The sequence below is a fragment of the Micromonospora trifolii genome, from assembly GCF_050516465.1.
Lineage (GTDB): Bacteria > Actinomycetota > Actinomycetes > Mycobacteriales > Micromonosporaceae > Micromonospora > Micromonospora trifolii.
The window spans coordinates 2159064-2174560 of the sequence record NZ_CP191526.1; the positions used below are offsets into that span (position 1 = coordinate 2159064).

The 15497-nt window shown below is 72.4% G+C and carries 14 protein-coding genes; 9 read left to right on the forward strand and 5 right to left on the reverse strand.

Annotation, left to right across the window (positions count from 1 at the left end):
- The first annotated feature begins 64 nt into the window (after positions 1 to 64).
- From hppD to ACQRWP_RS10050, 6 genes are read left to right on the forward strand one after another with little or no spacing between them, the layout of a single operon-like run.
- Positions 65 to 1156 (forward strand): 4-hydroxyphenylpyruvate dioxygenase, encoded by a 1092-nt coding sequence (gene hppD, locus ACQRWP_RS10025; protein WP_430501955.1) that lies wholly within the window; start codon positions 65 to 67, stop codon positions 1154 to 1156.
- 55 nt (positions 1157 to 1211) lie between these two features.
- Entirely contained in the window at positions 1212 to 2141 is a 930-nt protein-coding gene (locus ACQRWP_RS10030; RefSeq protein WP_430501957.1) for a phytanoyl-CoA dioxygenase family protein, read from the forward strand.
- 1 nt (position 2142) lies between these two features.
- A complete protein-coding gene (locus tag ACQRWP_RS10035; RefSeq protein WP_430501959.1) occupies positions 2143 to 2934 on the forward strand; it encodes a DUF3050 domain-containing protein in 792 nt (263 codons plus the stop codon).
- Entirely contained in the window at positions 2931 to 3905 is a 975-nt protein-coding gene (locus ACQRWP_RS10040) for a thiamine pyrophosphate-dependent dehydrogenase E1 component subunit alpha (protein ID WP_430501961.1), read from the forward strand. The genes ACQRWP_RS10035 and ACQRWP_RS10040 overlap by 4 nt, the downstream gene beginning before the upstream one ends.
- A gap of 1 nt (position 3906) precedes the next feature.
- Positions 3907 to 4875 carry an alpha-ketoacid dehydrogenase subunit beta gene (locus ACQRWP_RS10045; RefSeq protein WP_430501963.1) on the forward strand — a complete coding sequence of 323 codons (969 nt, stop codon included), beginning with the start codon at positions 3907 to 3909 and terminating at the stop codon, positions 4873 to 4875.
- Positions 4872 to 6230: a hypothetical protein gene (locus tag ACQRWP_RS10050; RefSeq protein WP_430501965.1), complete on the forward strand. Its 1359-nt coding sequence runs from the start codon at positions 4872 to 4874 to the stop codon at positions 6228 to 6230. Before ACQRWP_RS10045 ends, ACQRWP_RS10050 begins: the two co-directional genes overlap by 4 nt.
- A 28-nt stretch (positions 6231 to 6258) precedes the next feature.
- On the opposite strand, the gene ACQRWP_RS10055 is transcribed toward ACQRWP_RS10050, so the two are convergent.
- Both ACQRWP_RS10055 and ACQRWP_RS10060 read right to left on the reverse strand, forming a co-directional pair.
- Complete coding sequence (locus tag ACQRWP_RS10055; RefSeq protein ID WP_430501967.1) at positions 6259 to 6984, reverse strand: SGNH/GDSL hydrolase family protein; 726 nt, start codon at positions 6982 to 6984, stop codon at positions 6259 to 6261.
- A 39-nt stretch (positions 6985 to 7023) separates the two neighbouring features.
- The gene (locus tag ACQRWP_RS10060) at positions 7024 to 7962 is read right to left on the reverse strand and encodes an exo-alpha-sialidase (RefSeq protein ID WP_430501969.1); all 939 of its coding nucleotides are present in this window, start codon (positions 7960 to 7962) and stop codon (positions 7024 to 7026) included.
- Between the two features lie 236 nt (positions 7963 to 8198).
- On the opposite strand from ACQRWP_RS10060, the gene ACQRWP_RS10065 reads away from it, so the two are divergent.
- Positions 8199 to 8774, forward strand: coding sequence for a hypothetical protein (locus ACQRWP_RS10065; RefSeq protein WP_430501971.1), 576 nt, complete (start codon positions 8199 to 8201; stop codon positions 8772 to 8774).
- A 21-nt stretch (positions 8775 to 8795) separates the two neighbouring features.
- Here ACQRWP_RS10065 and ACQRWP_RS10070 read toward each other — a convergent pair whose 3' ends face one another.
- On the reverse strand, positions 8796 to 9719 hold the full coding sequence (locus ACQRWP_RS10070; RefSeq protein ID WP_430501973.1) for an aminoglycoside phosphotransferase family protein: 924 nt from the start codon (positions 9717 to 9719) through the stop codon (positions 8796 to 8798).
- Between the two features lie 93 nt (positions 9720 to 9812).
- On the opposite strand from ACQRWP_RS10070, the gene ACQRWP_RS10075 reads away from it, so the two are divergent.
- Complete coding sequence (locus ACQRWP_RS10075) at positions 9813 to 11027, forward strand: pentapeptide repeat-containing protein (RefSeq protein WP_430501975.1); 1215 nt, start codon at positions 9813 to 9815, stop codon at positions 11025 to 11027.
- Between the two features lie 26 nt (positions 11028 to 11053).
- On the opposite strand, the gene ACQRWP_RS10080 is transcribed toward ACQRWP_RS10075, so the two are convergent.
- Complete coding sequence (locus ACQRWP_RS10080) at positions 11054 to 12277, reverse strand: MFS transporter (RefSeq protein WP_430501977.1); 1224 nt, start codon at positions 12275 to 12277, stop codon at positions 11054 to 11056.
- On the reverse strand, positions 12274 to 13839 hold the full coding sequence (locus tag ACQRWP_RS10085) for an AMP-binding protein (protein ID WP_430501979.1): 1566 nt from the start codon (positions 13837 to 13839) through the stop codon (positions 12274 to 12276). Before ACQRWP_RS10085 ends, ACQRWP_RS10080 begins: the two co-directional genes overlap by 4 nt.
- 312 nt (positions 13840 to 14151) lie before the next feature.
- Here ACQRWP_RS10085 and ACQRWP_RS10090 point away from each other — a divergent pair, with 312 nt between their 5' ends.
- The gene (locus ACQRWP_RS10090) at positions 14152 to 15429 is read left to right on the forward strand and encodes an SGNH/GDSL hydrolase family protein (protein ID WP_430503172.1); all 1278 of its coding nucleotides are present in this window, start codon (positions 14152 to 14154) and stop codon (positions 15427 to 15429) included.
- Positions 15430 to 15497 lie beyond the last annotated feature (68 nt).

The window sequence follows — 15497 nt, forward strand, 5'->3', positions numbered from 1 at the left end:
TCCCGGGCGGGGTGTGCCCGGACGGCAACACAGGGGGAATCGGGTGGGAAGGGTTTCAGGGGACATGGACATCCGTGGTATTGACCACATCGAACTCTACGTGGGGGACGCCCGACAGGCGGCCTTCTACTTCAGCACCGCCGTCGGCTTCGAAATCTGTGGCCAGGGTGGTCCGGAGACCGGGCTGGCGGGGCAGCGCTCGCTGCTGCTCTGCCACGGCGACATCCGGTTGCTGCTCACCTCCGGGTTGAGCGCCGCGCACCCGGCGGCGCGGTACGTGCAACGCCACGGGGACGGCATCGGGGTCGTCGCGGTCGAGGTCGACGACGTGTCGGCCGCGTACGCCGAGCTCGTGGGTCGGGGCGCGACCGGGGTGACGCCGCCGACCACCCACACCGGCGCGGACGCCGAGGTGGTGATCGCCGAGGTGGACGGCTTCGCCGACGTGCGACACCGGCTGGTGCAGCGCCGGGGCGAGGGGAGCGGGTTCCTGCCCGGCGCCATCACCGCGGCGGCGTCCACGACGGACGGCCACCCGCCGGTGCTCGCCGAGATCGACCACCTGGCGGTCTGCGTGCCGCCCGGCCAGCTCGACGAGACGGTCCGGCACTTCGAGGCGCTGTTCGACTTCGCGCAGATCTTCGAGGAGCACATCGAGGTCGACGGGCAGGGAATGAACTCCAAGGTGGTGCAGAGCCCGTCCGGGCGGGTCACCGTGGTGCTGCTCGAACCGGACCGCACCCGGCGGCCCGGGCAGATCGACGCGTTCCTCGACCAGCACGCCGGTGGGGGAGTGCAGCACCTGGGGCTGCGCACCGACGACATCGTCGGCGCGGTGGAGGCACTGGGCCGGCGCGGGGTGCGCTTCGCCGGCACCCCTGCCAGCTACTACGACGCCCTGGAGGCGCGGGTCGGTCGGGTCGACGCCCCGCTGCACCGGCTGCGCGAGCTGGGTGTGCTTGTCGACTCCGACCACGACGGTCAGCTGTTGCAGATCTTCGCCGAGTCGATGCACGTGCGTCGCACGCTCTTCCTGGAGCTGATCGAGCGGCGCGGCGCGCGGGGCTTCGGCAGCGGCAACATCAAGGCGCTCTACGAGGCCAAGGAGCGGGAGTTGGCCGCCGTGGCGGCCACACCACAGGGGGTGGGGGCGTGAGCGCGAGGAGTGAGCCGGGTTTGCGAGCCCCGCAGTCGCGAACCAGGGAGGCACAGTGACCGCGACCGACTACGAGCCGACGTTGACTGCCGAGGAGCAGGCGCTGCTGCCGTCCGACGACGACGTGCGGCACTACGCCGAACACGGCTGGTACCTGTCGGGAAAGGTGTTCACCGACGACGAGGTGGACGCCCTCGCCGCCGCCGCACAGCGCTACTACGACGGTGAGCGGGACCGCCGGCTCCCGGTGCGCCCACCGAAGTTGGCCTACTGGGAGCCGTCCAAGGGCCCGGTGCAGCGACACAACGACTACGTCCATCACGAACACGACGGGCTCGGCGCGATCCTGCGCAAGCCGCTGCTCGGCGCGGTCGCCGCCCGGCTGGCCCAGGCCGACGAGATCAGGGTCTTCCAGTCCACGTTGATCTACAAGCCGCCGATCTCCGGCGAGCCGAGCAACATCGTGCCCTGGCACTTCGACAAGCACTACTGGGCCTCCTCGTCGTCGGAGAGGATGCTCACCGCGTTCATCCCCTTCCACGACTGCGGGGAGGAGATGGGCACCATCACCATGGTCGACGGTTCGCACCGGTGGAAGGAGATCGGCGCGGACGACACAGTGGTGCGGCACTTCGCCGACCGGGACCGCAGCCAGCTGGAGGAGATGCTCGCCGAGAACGCCGCGTACAACGGCGCGGAGATCCGCAAGATCCCGATGGTGATCCCCAAGGGACACGTGAGCTTCCACCACTGCCGCACCTACCACGGCAGCGGCCCCAACGTCAGCGGTCGCCCCCGACAGGCGATCTCGCTGCACCTACAGGACGGCGACAACGCCTGGCGGGAGTATCCGCTCTCCGACGGCACGCTCGCCGCGTACAACCACGACGTGCTGGTCCGCCGCACCCACGACGGGCGGCCGGACTACGCGGACCCCGACTACTGCCCGGTCATCTGGCGCCACCGCGCCCAGCAGGGAGGCTGACATGTCACGGTACGACTGGGGTAAGACGCACCCGGGCATCGAGCGGTTGGAGCGGGCGGTGACCGACCGGCGCGACGCCGTGGTCGAGCACCCGCTCTACGCCAACCTCGACACCCACGAGGCGCTGGTCACCTTCATGCAGCACCACGTCTTCGCGGTCTGGGACTTCATGTCCCTGCTGAAGTCGCTGCAACGGCAACTGACCTGCGTCACCGTGCCGTGGATCCCGACCGGCCCGACCGGCAGCCGCCGCCTCATCAACGACATCGTCATGGTCGAGGAGAGCGACGAGCTGGGCGGCGGCTACATCAGCCACTTCGAGCTGTACGTGCAGGGCATGGCCGAGGCCGGCGCGGACACCACGGCGGTGAACGCCCTCATCGACCTGCTGCGCGCCGGGCGGCCGGTCACCGAGGCGCTCGCCGAGGCCGGGGTGCCGGCCGCGTCGGCGAGGTTCGCCGCGACCACCTGGCAGATCATCGAGTCCACCCCGGTGCACTGCCAGGCGGCGGCCTTCGCGTTCGGCCGGGAGGACCTGATCCCGGACATGTTCACCCAGGTCGTCTCCGTCAACGAGCACAGCAACCGGCTGCACACCTTCGTCGACTACCTGGAGCGGCACATCGAGGTCGACGGCGAACAGCACACCCCGATGGCCATGCAGATGCTCGCCGACCTGTGCGGCGACGACGACAGCAGGTGGCAGGAGTGCGCCGACACTGTCAACACCGCCCTCGCTGCCCGGGCCCGGCTCTGGGACGACATCCTGGCCGCCATCAAGGGGCCTGCGTGACCGACGCCGACCCGGTCCGGCTCTACCGCACGGTCCGGCTGATCCGCCGGTTCGAGGAACGGGCGGTGGAGCTGGTCCACGGCGGCCAGATTGTCGGCGGCATCCACCCGTACCTCGGTCAGGAGGGGATCGCCGCCGGCGTCTGCGCCGCGCTGGACGCCGACGACGTGCTCGCCGGCACCCACCGCGGGCACGGGCACGTCCTGGCCCGCGGGGCCGACCCGGCCCGGATGCTCGCCGAGCTGTGCGGCCGGCTCACCGGCCTCAACGCCGGCCGGGGCGGTTCGATGCACGCCGCCGACCTGAGCATCGGCGTGCTCGGCGCCAACGCGATCGTCGGCGCCTCCGGGGCGATCATCACGGGTGCGGTCTGGGCCCACCGCCGCCAAGGCCGTGACACCGTCGGGGTGAGCTTCTTCGGCGACGGCGCGGTCAACGAGGGGATGCTGCTGGAGGCGTTCAACCTGGCCGCGCTCTGGCGGGTGCCGGTGCTGTTCGTCTGCGAGAACAACGGTTACGCCACCACCATGCCGGTCTCCGGAGCGGTGGCCGGCAGCATCGCCGGCCGGGCCGCCGCGTTCGACATCCCGGCCGTCCAGGTCGACGGCCAGGACCCCGAGACGGTACGCGTCGCCGCGTCCGCCGCCGTCGACCGGATGCGCGCCGGCGGCGGCCCCGAGCTGATCGAGGCCCGGACCTACCGCTTCGACGTCCACCACACCTTCGAACACGCGGTACGCCTCGACGGCTACCGGCCACCCGACGAGGTGACCCGTGGTCGGGCCCGGGACCCGGTGCGCATCCAGGGCGAACGCCTCACCGACACCGACCGGGCCGCCGTGGACGCCGAGGTCGAGGCGACCCTCGACGCGGCGGTGCGGTTCGCCCTGGGCAGCCCGGAACCCGACCCGGCCGACGCGTTGACCTACCTGTACGCCAGCGGCCTGACCGCCCGCACCGGAGGTGGTTGAGGTGCCCCGACTGTCGTACCGCCGGGCGCTGACCCGGGCCCTCGCCGACGAGTTGGCCCGCGACGAGGCGGTGTTCCTGCTCGGCGAGGACGTCCAGGTCGGGGCGTCGCTGGTGACCACCGGGCTGGCCAAGCGGTTCGGGACCGAACGGGTCCGCGACACCCCCCTGTCGGAGCAGGCGTTCACCAGCTTCGCCACCGGGGCGGCGCTGGCCGGGCTGCGGCCGGTGATCGAGTTCCAGATCCCGTCGCTGCTGTTCCTGGTCTTCGAGCAGATCGTCAACCACGCGCACAAGTTCCCGCTGATGACCGGTGGGCAGTGCAGTGTCCCCGTCACCTACCTGGTGCCCGGCTCCGGCTCGCGTACCGGGTGGGCCGGGCAGCACTCCGACCACCCGTACAGCCTCTTCGCCCACGTCGGCGTGGTCACCGTCGTGCCGGCCACCCCGGCCGACGCGTACGGGCTGCTGGTCACCGCGATCCGCCACGACGACCCGGTGGTGGTGTTCGCGCCGGCCGGCGCGATGGACGTGCGCGACGACGTCGACGACCTGGCGCCGGTGCCGCTGGGCCGGGGCCGGATCCACCGCTTCGGCGACGACGTGACAGTGGTCGCGATCGGGCACCTGGTGCACGACGCGCTCGCTGTCGCCGAGGAGTTGGCCGACCAGGTCTCGGTGGAGGTGTTCGACCCGCGCACCCTGTACCCGTTCGACATCGACGGTCTCACCGAGTCGGTGGCCCGCACCGGACGCCTCGTGGTGCTCGACGACGGCAACCGTTCCTGCGGGATGGCCGCGGAGATCATCGCCTCGGTGGTGGAACGGGTCCGGCTGCTCGCCCCGCCGCGCCGGGTCACCCGCCCGGACGGGGCGGTGCTGCCGTTCGCCCCAGCACTGGACCGGGCCGTCCAGCCCGGCCGGGACCAGCTCGCCACCGCCATCCACCTGACCCTGAAGGACGGCTCATGATCGACCCGAACTATCCGTGGCCAGCGGCCGACCGGGCCTGGACCGACCTTCCCGAGCCGGCCCGTCGGGCCATGGTGGCCAGTGGGGCGGCGGCCTGGGAGCAGGTCTTCCACGGCCGGGCCACCTACAACAAGCAGTGGCGGTTGGCCCGCCCCCCGGTGCTCACCGCCGACGCCTGGCGGGAGCTCAACGAGGTCTGCGACCGGCTGGCCCAGCTCATCCTCGACGCCTGCCGTCGGCGGGCCGGCACCGCCGGTGAGCTGCGCCGGCTGCTCGGCGTGCCGGCGGGGGAGACCCGGCTGCTGGACGAGGCCGAGCCGCTGACCGAGGCGCTGCTGGCCGCGTACCGCCCGGACGTGATCTTCTCCGCCGGGGTGCCGAAGTTCGTCGAGTACAACATCGACAGCAGCCTCGGCGGCGGGTTCGACGCCGACACCGTCATCCAGCGGTACGCGGGCCTCTACCGGGAGCACGGCCTCCTCGACGAGCTGCCGGTGCGGGCCGCGCCGTCGCTGCTGGACCAGCGGTTCGTGGCGATCCGCGAGGAACTGCGGCTGCCCGAGGGCGCCCGGGTGGCGTTGCTGATGGACTTCGACGGCGACTACCCGGGCCTCGACGACCCGCAGACGTTCATCCGGATCCTCGACCCTCTCGCCGTACGGGCCCGGGACTTCGGCATCGACCTGGTCATCGCCCCGGTCGCCACCGCCACCGTGGACGCCGACAAGCGCCTGGTCGTCGACGGCGCTCCGGTCGACGCGCTGTTCCGGTTGTTCGTGCCCAACCGGGTCACCCCGACCGCCGGCCTGGACGCGGTGGCCGTGGCCCTCGCCGCCGGCACCCTACCGATGTTCGTGTCGGCGGCGGCCTGGCTGCTCGGTAACAAGACCACGTTCGGTTGGCTGTGGGAGGACGTGGACGGGCTGCCCGCCGACGACCAGGCACTGATCCGCCGGCACGTGCCGTACACGGTGCCGTTGACCGCCGCGGTGCTCGACCGGGCCATCGCCGAGCAGGCCACGCTGGTGGCGAAGCCGGCCGACGGTTCGGCCGGGCACGGCGTGCTGCTCGGCCCGGAGTTGAGCGCGGCGGACTGGGCCGACGGTGTGCGGGCCGCCGTCGACCAGGGCGGGGCCATCCTCCAGGAGTACCTGCCGACCGACCGGGTGTCGATGGACTTCGTCCAGATCGAGACGGGTGAGACGGTCACCGCCGACGTCCCGTACTCCCTGGCCCCGTACCTGTTCGGCCGGCACGCCTCCGGCGGCCTGGCCCGGGTCGGCTACCCCGGCTGCGACGGAATCCTCAACCTGGCCCACGGCGTCCTCCTGACCGGAATCCTCCTGACCAACTGACCCCGGTTCTCTCCCGGTGATCATGAGGTTAGCGGGGCTCTGAGCCGCTCCTGGCCTCGCCAACCTCATGATCACCGGGGTGGTGGAGCCGGCGGGAGAGGGTGCGGAGGGTTTGGGCTGTTGCTATGGCGTCGCTGCGGGCGCTGCCGTGGCGGCCGTCGGTGCTGTAGAGGGTGGGGTCGGCCGTCAGGGGATGGTCGGTCAGGTGCACGTGGATCGTGTTCAGGCGTTCGGCCAGGCTTGCGGTGTGTGCCGACAGGCGGCGCATCCGTTCGCCTAGGCCGGTCCGGAGGTGCTCGGGCACCGCCAGGCTGTGCGAGACGTCGAACATGCCCAGGGTGATCACGTCGGCGCCCACGTGGCGCAGCGCTGTGATCATCGCGGTCAGCTCGGCGTCCACCGCCTCCGCGTCGTACGCCGGGTGGAAGGCGTCGTTGCCGCCGCAGACAACCAGCGCGAGGTCCGGGGCGAAGGCCAGCGCCGGGGCGAGCTGGGTGGCCCGCACCTGGTGCGCGCGCAGCCCGCGTCGACCCAGATTCCGGTACGCCAGCTCGGGGCGCACGGCGCTCAGCTCGGCGGCCACCCGGTCGACCCACTGCACGTCCGGGTAGCCCGGTGTCGGCTCACACATGCCCTCCACGACGCTGTCGCCGAGCGCCACGAACCGCCGCCACGGGTGCTCGTGCAGCAGTTCGGCGGCCTCCCCGGGGCGCAGACAGTACGGGTCCGTCGATTCGGTGAACGTCGATGGCATGCCGGCACGCTAGCCGACCGCCGGGCCGCCGGGCCAGGCTCAGCCGGTCAGGCTGACCTCGGCCAGGTAGACACAGGTCCGCCCCTCGTGCGACGAGTAGTAGCTCACCCACAGCAGGTCGTCGTGCCAGACCAGGCCGGGGTAGCTGGTGTCACCGCCGGACGGCAGCGCGACCAGCTCGGTCAGCTCGCCACGGTCCGGGTCGACGACGCAGATCGAGGTGCGGACCTCGCCGTCGTGCAGGCGCAGCCCGGCCAGCAGCAGCCCGTCGGGCAGACGGAGCAGCGTCGGCCCGCCCACCTGGACACCCAGGTCGGTCCAGGTCCAGTCCCGGTACGGCGGCACGGCCCGGCCGAGCTGCGCGCTCGCGGTGGCCGCGTCCCGCCGCAGCAGGCAGAGGGCGGTGCCGTCCGGGGCGAAGACCAGGCCGGACTCGTTGGGGTACCCGTCCTCGAACAGCGTCGGCACCCAGGGCCGAAGGTCCACCCCGTCCGTGCTGCGGTAGAGCCGGGCGAACCTCGGCTCCCGGGTGGCGTAGCCGACGCCGTACATCACGTCGTCGTGCCAGGCCGCCCGCCACACCCAGACGCCCGGCTCGCCCACCGGGGTCGGATCGCCCCAGGCGTGCCCGTCGGCGGAGAGCCACGTCACCGTCTGGAACGTCTTGGTGGCCTCGCCGGTGGCGGCCGCAGCCAGCAGTTGCAGCCGCCCGTCGGGGCGCGTCACGAAGCGTGGGTCGCGCAGGTCGACGCCGGCCTGCCGGATGACCGTCGCGGAAGCCCAGGACCGGCCGTCGGTCGAGGTCAGCACCCGGATCACGCCGTCGTCGCTGAGGTGGGTCCGGGCCTCCCGGAAGGCGCAGAACCAGCTCCCGGCGTACCGGACGAGGTCGGTGAACGCGCTGTGCGGCGCGCTGTCGCCGATCCGGCGCACGGCGGTGACCTCGGCGGTGCGGCGGCGGGTGGGTGACGACGTCATACGCGGCGGCCTCCAGGTGCGGTGACGACGATGGACGTTAGCCGTCCCCGGCCGACGCCCGCGCGGCCGGCAGCCGAACGTCCGACGAACAACGCGCGGCCGCTGTCGGATTGGCGTCGTGGACGACGTGACGTCGGCGCGCTGGGGTGGGCTGTTGGCACCCACCGCCCACGATGGGCGGTGGGCCGACCGCACGGTGGGAGCCCCGGGCCAGGTGGCGGAGGAGGTGGCTGACGATGCTCGGTTCGTTCCTTCAGGCCCTCGCGACGAAACTGGTCGAGGAGATCCTCAAGCTTCTGGTGCAGTGGCTGGCGCCGAAGGCGCTGCGGTCGGTGCCGCACCGCGTCTCGCCGAACTGCCCACGCTGCGACGGGTACGGGGTCCGCCGGTGGGCGCCCGGCGGCATGTGGATGTTCCTGCCGTCCCTGCTGGCCTTCGCCTGGGGCTTCGGGTTCACACTGCTAGGTGTGCCGGTGGTCGTGCTCACTGTGGTCGCCGTGCTGGTCTCCGACGGCGTCGGCGGAGTGCCGACCGCGCTGCTCGCGCCGCTCGGCCTGCTGGTCCCCGCCGCGCTGATGATCGCGGGCGCGTTCGGCCTGGCGCACTACCACAGCTACCCGCCGAAGTGGTGCGCCCGCTGCCACGGCCGGTGGCCACGCCGGGAGCGGGACGAATACCTACGGGCGTCGGCCCCGGTGGTGACCTGCGGCTGCGGTCAGCGGCTCCGGGTGCCCCGGACGGCCCCGGGGGCGCGACTGCGCTGCCCACGTTGCCGTACCGAACACGCCACTCCGGCCCCGGCCGGGCGCTGACGGGCCCCAGCCGGTACGGATTCAGCGGGCCACGCTGTGCTCGGCGAGGAGTTCGCCGAGCACTCGCCCGGCCCACCCGGCCTTGGCCGCGTCGCGATCGTCCAGGGTGATCAGCGCCTTCCACAGCGCCCACCCTCGTCCCCGGGCCCAGGTGGCGTCGTCCAGACCGAGCGCGGCGCGGAAGGCGACCCGGCTCGGGCCGTGCAGCAGGGTCCAGGCGATCACGGTGTCGCAGGCGGGGTCGCCCACGCCGGAGCAGCCGAAGTCGATGACGGCGGCGAGCCGGCCCTCGCGGACCAGCAGGTTGCCGGACGCGACGTCGCCGTGGAACCAGACCGCCGGCCCGGCCCAGGTGGCGTCGAGGGCGGTCTGCCAGATGCCGGTGACCGTGTCCACGGGCAGCCGCGCCCGGTTCGTCTCGATCGCCGCCCGGGTCTCCGCGTCGTACGTGGACAGCGGACCACCCCGCCAGGCGCTGTGCGGGCCGGCCGCCGGGCCGTCGGTGGCGTCCACGCGGCGCAGGGTCCGCAGGAAGGCGGCGAGGTCGGTGGCGAACCGGGTCAGGTCGTCGATCCGCTCCCCGTGGGCGGTCCGCCCGTCGATCCAGCGATAGACCGACCACGGGTACGGGTATCCGGCCCCGGGCCGGCCGTACCCGAGCGGCGTGGGGATCTGCACCGGTAACTGTGGCCCGAGCACCGGCAGCCAGCGCTGCTCCTTGGCGACCTGGAGGGCGTACCCCGCGCCGCTGGGCAGCCGCACGGTCATCTCCCGGCCCAGGTGGAACGTGCGGTTGTCCCAGCCGTCGACCTCGACGGGGCGTACCGGCAGGTGCGCCCACTGGGGGAACTGCTCCGCCACCAGTCGGCGGACCAGGGCCCCGTCGATCCGGTCGGCCACGCCGGCGTCGGTCACCGGCACGCCTGGCGGCGGCTGCGCGCTCATCCGTCCGAGCCTGCGGCAGCCGGGCACGCCCCGCAACCGGTTTGCCCGGCGTCCGGAGGAGGGTGACAGCAGGAGTAGCGCAGGTCGGGTCAAATGGAGATTGTGGCGACCATCCGCGCTCGACTAGCCGCCGTCCGCGCCGCCTGGCGTGCCGGTGCCCCCACCGCGGCCCCCGGCCGCCCGACCCGCAGTGGACGGCCTCGGCCGGCTACCGTCGCATCGCGCGCCCTACGCCCTGGCCGACCGTCGACAACCCGGCTGGAGTTGGCCCCGAGCGCCCCCCTGGAACTCAAACCGGACCCGTGGCAACGGTTGCTCGGCCTGGGGAGCATTCTGTCGGTGATCGTCCTCGCGGTCGGGCTGTTCATCACCAATGCGGCCAACCGTGCGCAACAGGAGGCCAACCGTGAGCAGCAACGCCTCACCGCGCAGGGGCAGATCACCGACCGCTTCACCGCGTCGATCGAACAGTTGGGGCAGCCCGGCGCCGAGAAGCTGGACGTACGCCTGGGTGCTATCCACGCCCTGCGACGGATCATGCGCGATTCTGCGGCCGATCGTCCTGCCGTGGTGGAGATCCTGTCGGCGTTCGTCCGCGTCCACTCCGTCGGCGGGGCGGCTGCTCCCACCGACGGGGCCACGGAAGCCGCCTCGTTCGAGGACACCCGGGTACGACCCCCGGTCGACATCCACGCCGCTCTGGCCGCGCTCGGCGACAGTGACTCGCTCAGCGGCCGGCCGGATCTGACCCGCGTCGACCTGTCCCGCACCGATCTACGCGGGATGGATCTGGCCGGAATGAACCTGGGCCTGGCGAATCTGGAAGGGGCGAACCTCTCCGACGCCGACCTGACCGAGGCGGACCTGGCGGGCGCCAACCTGACCGACGTCGAGCTGATCGACACGGAGCTGCGCGGCGCCAACCTCAGCAGGGTTGACCTGCAGCACGTGCAGATGAACCGGGCGCGACTGGACCACGCCACCCTCGCCGGGTCGAGCCTGGTCGAGGCGAGCCTGCGTTTTGCCGTGCTGACCGACGTGGACCTGTCCGCTGCCGATCTGACCGACGCGGACCTGACGGGCGCGGACCTGACGGGCGCGGACCTGTTCGGCGTCGACCTGCTCGGCGTCGACCTGACTGAGGCGAACATCGAGCGGGCGAAACTGCTCCTGGATTGGAACATCCAGTGCGCTTACGTGGACGACTGGACGCGCCTGCCGGCCGGAGTGACCCGGCCGGCAGCCGACGCTCACACCAACGACCCAGAGTGCCGGGCCCGTCGGGCAAAGCGGGCAGCGGTGCGGTAGGACCTCGCGAGGCAGGCTGGGGCCGGTCAGGGTGTGGTGACGGGGGTGCGCCGCGCTGGTGTCTCCGGGCCGGAGGCTTTGTGCAACAGCGGGTACGCGGTGACCACCAGGCACGCCGCTGCCATGGTCAGCAGGGCCGGGGTGAGCCCCAGAGCGTCCACCGACCAGCCGCCGAGCAGCGCGCCGACCGGCAACCCGACGAACGCCAACGAACCGGCGATGCCGATCACCCGGGTCTGCAACTCCGGCGGCACCCGCTCGTAGAGCGCCACCCCGAGCAGCGGGTTGACGGCCGCGATGCCGATTCCGGACAGGAACGTCACTACGAGCACCACCGGCAGTTCGTCGCTGATCGCCAGCGCCACCAGCCGGGGTGTGCCGGCGACCAGTACGCCGACCAGGAACGTCAGTCGTCGGGGTAGGCGGGGCCCGAGCGCGGTGAACAGCAGGTTGCCCAGCAGCGCGCCCGCCGAGAACGCGGCCAGCACCAGGCCGAGACCGCTCGGGCCGTGCAGCTCCCGGGCGACCCAGACCGGGATGTAGACGGCAACGCTGGCGTTGGCCACCATGTTCAGCGCCGAGATGACGGCGAGCATGCCGAGCAGCGGCCGGTCCCGACCCAGGTAGCTGAAGCCGCCCCGCAGAGCGCGCAGATAGCTCTCCGGCTGGGCGGGTTGCGTCGGGGCGGCCGTCGGGCGGACCAGGACGCCGATGAGCAGCGCGCAGACGCCGAAGCTGGCCGCGTCGATGAGGATCGCCTCGGTCACCCCGAACGCGGCGATCAGCAGGCCGCCCACGGCCGCGCCGAACAGGGTCATCACCCGGCTGAGCCCGTCGTACGCGGAGGTCAGCCGGATCAGCGGCACTCCGGCGGCCTCCGCGGCCGGGCGGAACATCACGTGCTTCACCCGGTCCCCGATGCCCCGCAGCGCGCCGGCCACCGCGACGAGCGCCACGAGTGGGGCGAAGCCCAACCACGGGGTCAGCGCGACGACGACCATCGCCACGGCGCTGCCCGCGTCGCAGAGGATCGAGGTACGGCGCAGGCCGATCCGGTCCGCCCAGGGTGTGCCCAACGCGCTGGACAGCAGGTACGGCAGGGTTTCGGCGAACGCGACCAGGCCCATCTTGGTGGGGCTGCCGGTGGTGACCAGCACCAGCCACGGGATGGTCACCACCGAGATGCGGGTGCCCAGGTTGGAGATCAGGTCCGCGCTGACGAGGACGACCAGTTGCCGGCGGGGAGTCACGACCCGACCGCCGCCGCCCGACGCGTCGCGTACCGCTCGCGCAGCGCCCGCTTGTTCACCTTCATCGACCGGTTCGCCGGCAGTCGGTCGATGAACTCCACAGCGGCCGGTGCCCACATCTCGTTGAGTTCGGCGGTCACCAGGTCGATCAGCTCCGCCCCGGTGACCGTAGCGCCCGGCCCGAGCACCACGTACGCGTACGGGACCTCGCCGGCCGTCTCGTCCGGCACGCCGATCACGGCGGCGGCCCGTACCTGCGGGTGGCCGGCCAGCACGTCCTCGATGGGGCGGCAGAAAATCGGCCAGCTCCGCCGTTGCGTGAGGATCGCGTCGTCTGCCCGGTCGACGAGGTAGAGGTAGCCGTCGTCGTCGAGGTGGCCGATGTCGCGGGTCCGCACCCACCCGTCGACGAGCGTCTGCGCGGTCAGCTCCGGCTGACCGTGGTAACCGGCGAAGCTCAGTCGGGTCTGCACCCACACCGCGCCGTCGCGGCCCGTCGGCAGGATCGCGCCGTCGTCGCCGCGAATCTCGATGCGCACGTCGCCGTAGGGTCGCCCGCAGGACCGCAGCCGCTCCGGGTGCTCCGGATCGTCGGTCAGCCCGGGCAGCGCGGTGATCACGACCGCCTCGCTGAGGCCGTACACGATGCGCAGCACCGGGCCGAACCGCGCGATGGCCTGGCGCAGCCGGGCGGGCGCGGCGGGCCCGGCGCCCACGTTGAACATGAACATGGCGGAGAAGTCCGCGCCGACAAGCGCCGGGTGGTCCAACACCTCGTAGAGCATCGGCGGGGTGACGAAGGTCGAGTTGATCCCCTCCCGTTGCACGGTGTCCACGAAGGCCGCCGGGTCCCAGTCGTCGCGCAGGAACAGCACCCCGCCGGTGAACAGGTTGAACAGCGTGGTGATCTGCCCGCTGGCCAGCCACATCGGCGAGTGCGACAGGTGCCGCAGCAGAGGGAACCCGGCGGCGCGGAAATCGGCCGCCAGGGCGAGGATCTGGGCGTAGAAACTCTCCCGGTGGTGCACCAGCTTGGGGCTTCCGGTGGTGCCGCTGGTCTGGAGGAACGACTCGGGCGCCGGCACGGGCGCCGGCAGCTCCGCCACGTCGACGTCGGCGTCGGCGGTGAGGTCGGGGCCGGCGCCGCCCGGGCCCAGACAGCAGACCGGTGTGCCGTGCAGCGCGGCGGCCAGCTCCGGGCCCAGACTGGCGCGGTCCCGGGCGTCGTAGACGAGGGCGTCCGGGCGGGCCAACCGGATGAACTCGTCGACCTCCCGGCGTGCGGTCACCGGGGCGACCCACATCGTCCGGCAACCGAGCAGATGCAGGGCGAGTTGCAGCAGGGGACCCTCGACCGCGTTCGCGACGGTCACCAGCACCGCCGACCCGGGCCGTACTCCGTGCCGGGTCAACGTCGCGGCCATCGCCCGGACCCGCGCGGCGGCCTCAATGTAGGTGAGTCGCCGATCGGCACCGACCAACGCCTCCCGGTCGCCGAATTCGGCGAAGAGGTCCAACACCCTGTGCACGTAGGTCGTGGTGTGCCCGGGTCCGTCAGTCATCCGGCAGCCCCCATCCGAGAAAGCGGCGGTCCCGGGCAGCTCCCGGTGACGACGCGACGGTGGCGCGCTTGGGCGACCGCACCGCCGCCGCCTGGAAGCCTAGGCGGGAAACGGCTGGTCGGAACCGTGCCGACGGGCGGTCCGAGCGGCCCGCCGGACATTTGATCGCGTCGATCAGGTTGATTGACGCCCGTCAGCGGCGGCGGCTAGGTTTCTGGACCATCGTCCAGGCGGGCGCCGTCAGCGGACGGCCCTGGGCTGCCACACGATGGAGGTTCCATGGCAACGGCAACCCCGAAGAGATGGCCTGTCATCGCCGCTGCGGCCGCGCTGTTGGTCGCCGGCGCACCCGCCGTCGTCGCCAGCGCCGGTCCGTCCGGCACCGCCGCCAGCCGACCCGACCGCGCCGAGTGGGCGGGCAGTTGGGCCACCGCTGTCACCCGGGGCAACTCGGTCGGGTTGACCAACACCGGCCTCAACGACCAGAGCGTCCGGATGATCGTGCACGTGTCGGTGGGCGGCCCGGCGCTGCGGGTCCGCCTGAGCAACCTCTACGGCGAGCAGGCGGTCACTGTCGGCCGCGCCACCGTCGCCCGGCCGAACACCGCGACCCCCGACGACCTCTCCGACATCGACGCGGCGTCGGTGCGTCCGCTGAGCTTCACCGGTGCCACCACGGCGACCATGAACCGGGGCGCCGAACTGCTCAGCGACCCGTTGGCCTTCCCGGTCGCGGACGACAGCGACCTGGTGGTCACCCTGCACTTCCCGACGCCGACCGGCCCGACCACGTTCCACGGGCAGTCCCAGCAGGCCAACTTCATCGGCGCCGGGGATCTGACCGGGGCCGCCGAGGGCACCGGGTTCACCACCCGTCCCACCTGCTGCTGGTTCTTCCTCTCCGGCGTCGACGTGCAGCGCAAGGGCAGCCCCGGCGCGCTGGTCGTGCTCAGCGACTCCATCGGTGACGGCAACGGCAGCACCGTCAACGCCAACCGGCGCTGGCCCGACCTGCTCTCCGACCGGCTGCTCGCCGACCGGCCGGACAAGCGCACCCCGGGCGTGCTCAACCTGAGCCTGGCCGGCAACCGGCTCAACCACGAGGGCACCGAGCCGGGCGACGGCAACTACCCGGGCTACTACCAGCTCGGCCCGAACGCGGCGGCCCGGCTCAACGAGGACGTATTCCCGCAGACCGGGGTGCGTACCGTCGTCACCCACCTGGGCATCAACGACATCTGGATGTCGAACGACTCACCCGAGGCGATCATCGGCACGCTGCGGCAGATCAACCAGCAGCTCCAGCAGCGCGGGCTGACCAGTCTGGTGGCCACGCTGACGCCGTACGAGGGGCACGGCGCGCCGGGCGTGTGGACGCCGCAGAAGGAGGCCACCCGCCAGGCGGTGAACGCGTACCTGCGCGGCAGTCGGGAGTTCGACGGGCTGCTCGACTTCGACCGGGTGCTGCGCGACCCGGCCCGGCCCAGCCAACTGCTGCCCGCGTACGACTCGGGGGACCACATCCACCCGAACGACGCCGGTAACCAGGCACTGGCCAACGCCGTGCCGCTGCGGCTGCTCGACCTGTGACATCGGCCGGGGGCGGCGGGTGATCCCCGCTGCCCCCGGTCACCGACATCGGCGGGGAGGAGTTGGCC

What these genes read in the sequence shown, in the direction of transcription:
- ACQRWP_RS10085 (WP_430501979.1), bottom strand. Translation starts at nt 13,839, where the DNA reads ATGACTGACGGACCCGGGCACACCACGACCTACGTGCACAGGGTGTTG.
- ACQRWP_RS10035 (WP_430501959.1), top strand. Translation starts at nt 2,143, where the DNA reads ATGTCACGGTACGACTGGGGTAAGACGCACCCGGGCATCGAGCGGTTG.
- ACQRWP_RS10055 (WP_430501967.1), bottom strand. Translation starts at nt 6,984, where the DNA reads ATGCCATCGACGTTCACCGAATCGACGGACCCGTACTGTCTGCGCCCC.
- ACQRWP_RS10060 (WP_430501969.1), bottom strand. Translation starts at nt 7,962, where the DNA reads ATGACGTCGTCACCCACCCGCCGCCGCACCGCCGAGGTCACCGCCGTG.
- ACQRWP_RS10065 (WP_430501971.1), top strand. Translation starts at nt 8,199, where the DNA reads ATGCTCGGTTCGTTCCTTCAGGCCCTCGCGACGAAACTGGTCGAGGAG.
- ACQRWP_RS10075 (WP_430501975.1), top strand. Translation starts at nt 9,813, where the DNA reads ATGGAGATTGTGGCGACCATCCGCGCTCGACTAGCCGCCGTCCGCGCC.
- ACQRWP_RS10070 (WP_430501973.1), bottom strand. Translation starts at nt 9,719, where the DNA reads ATGAGCGCGCAGCCGCCGCCAGGCGTGCCGGTGACCGACGCCGGCGTG.
- ACQRWP_RS10050 (WP_430501965.1), top strand. Translation starts at nt 4,872, where the DNA reads ATGATCGACCCGAACTATCCGTGGCCAGCGGCCGACCGGGCCTGGACC.
- hppD (WP_430501955.1), top strand. Translation starts at nt 65, where the DNA reads ATGGACATCCGTGGTATTGACCACATCGAACTCTACGTGGGGGACGCC.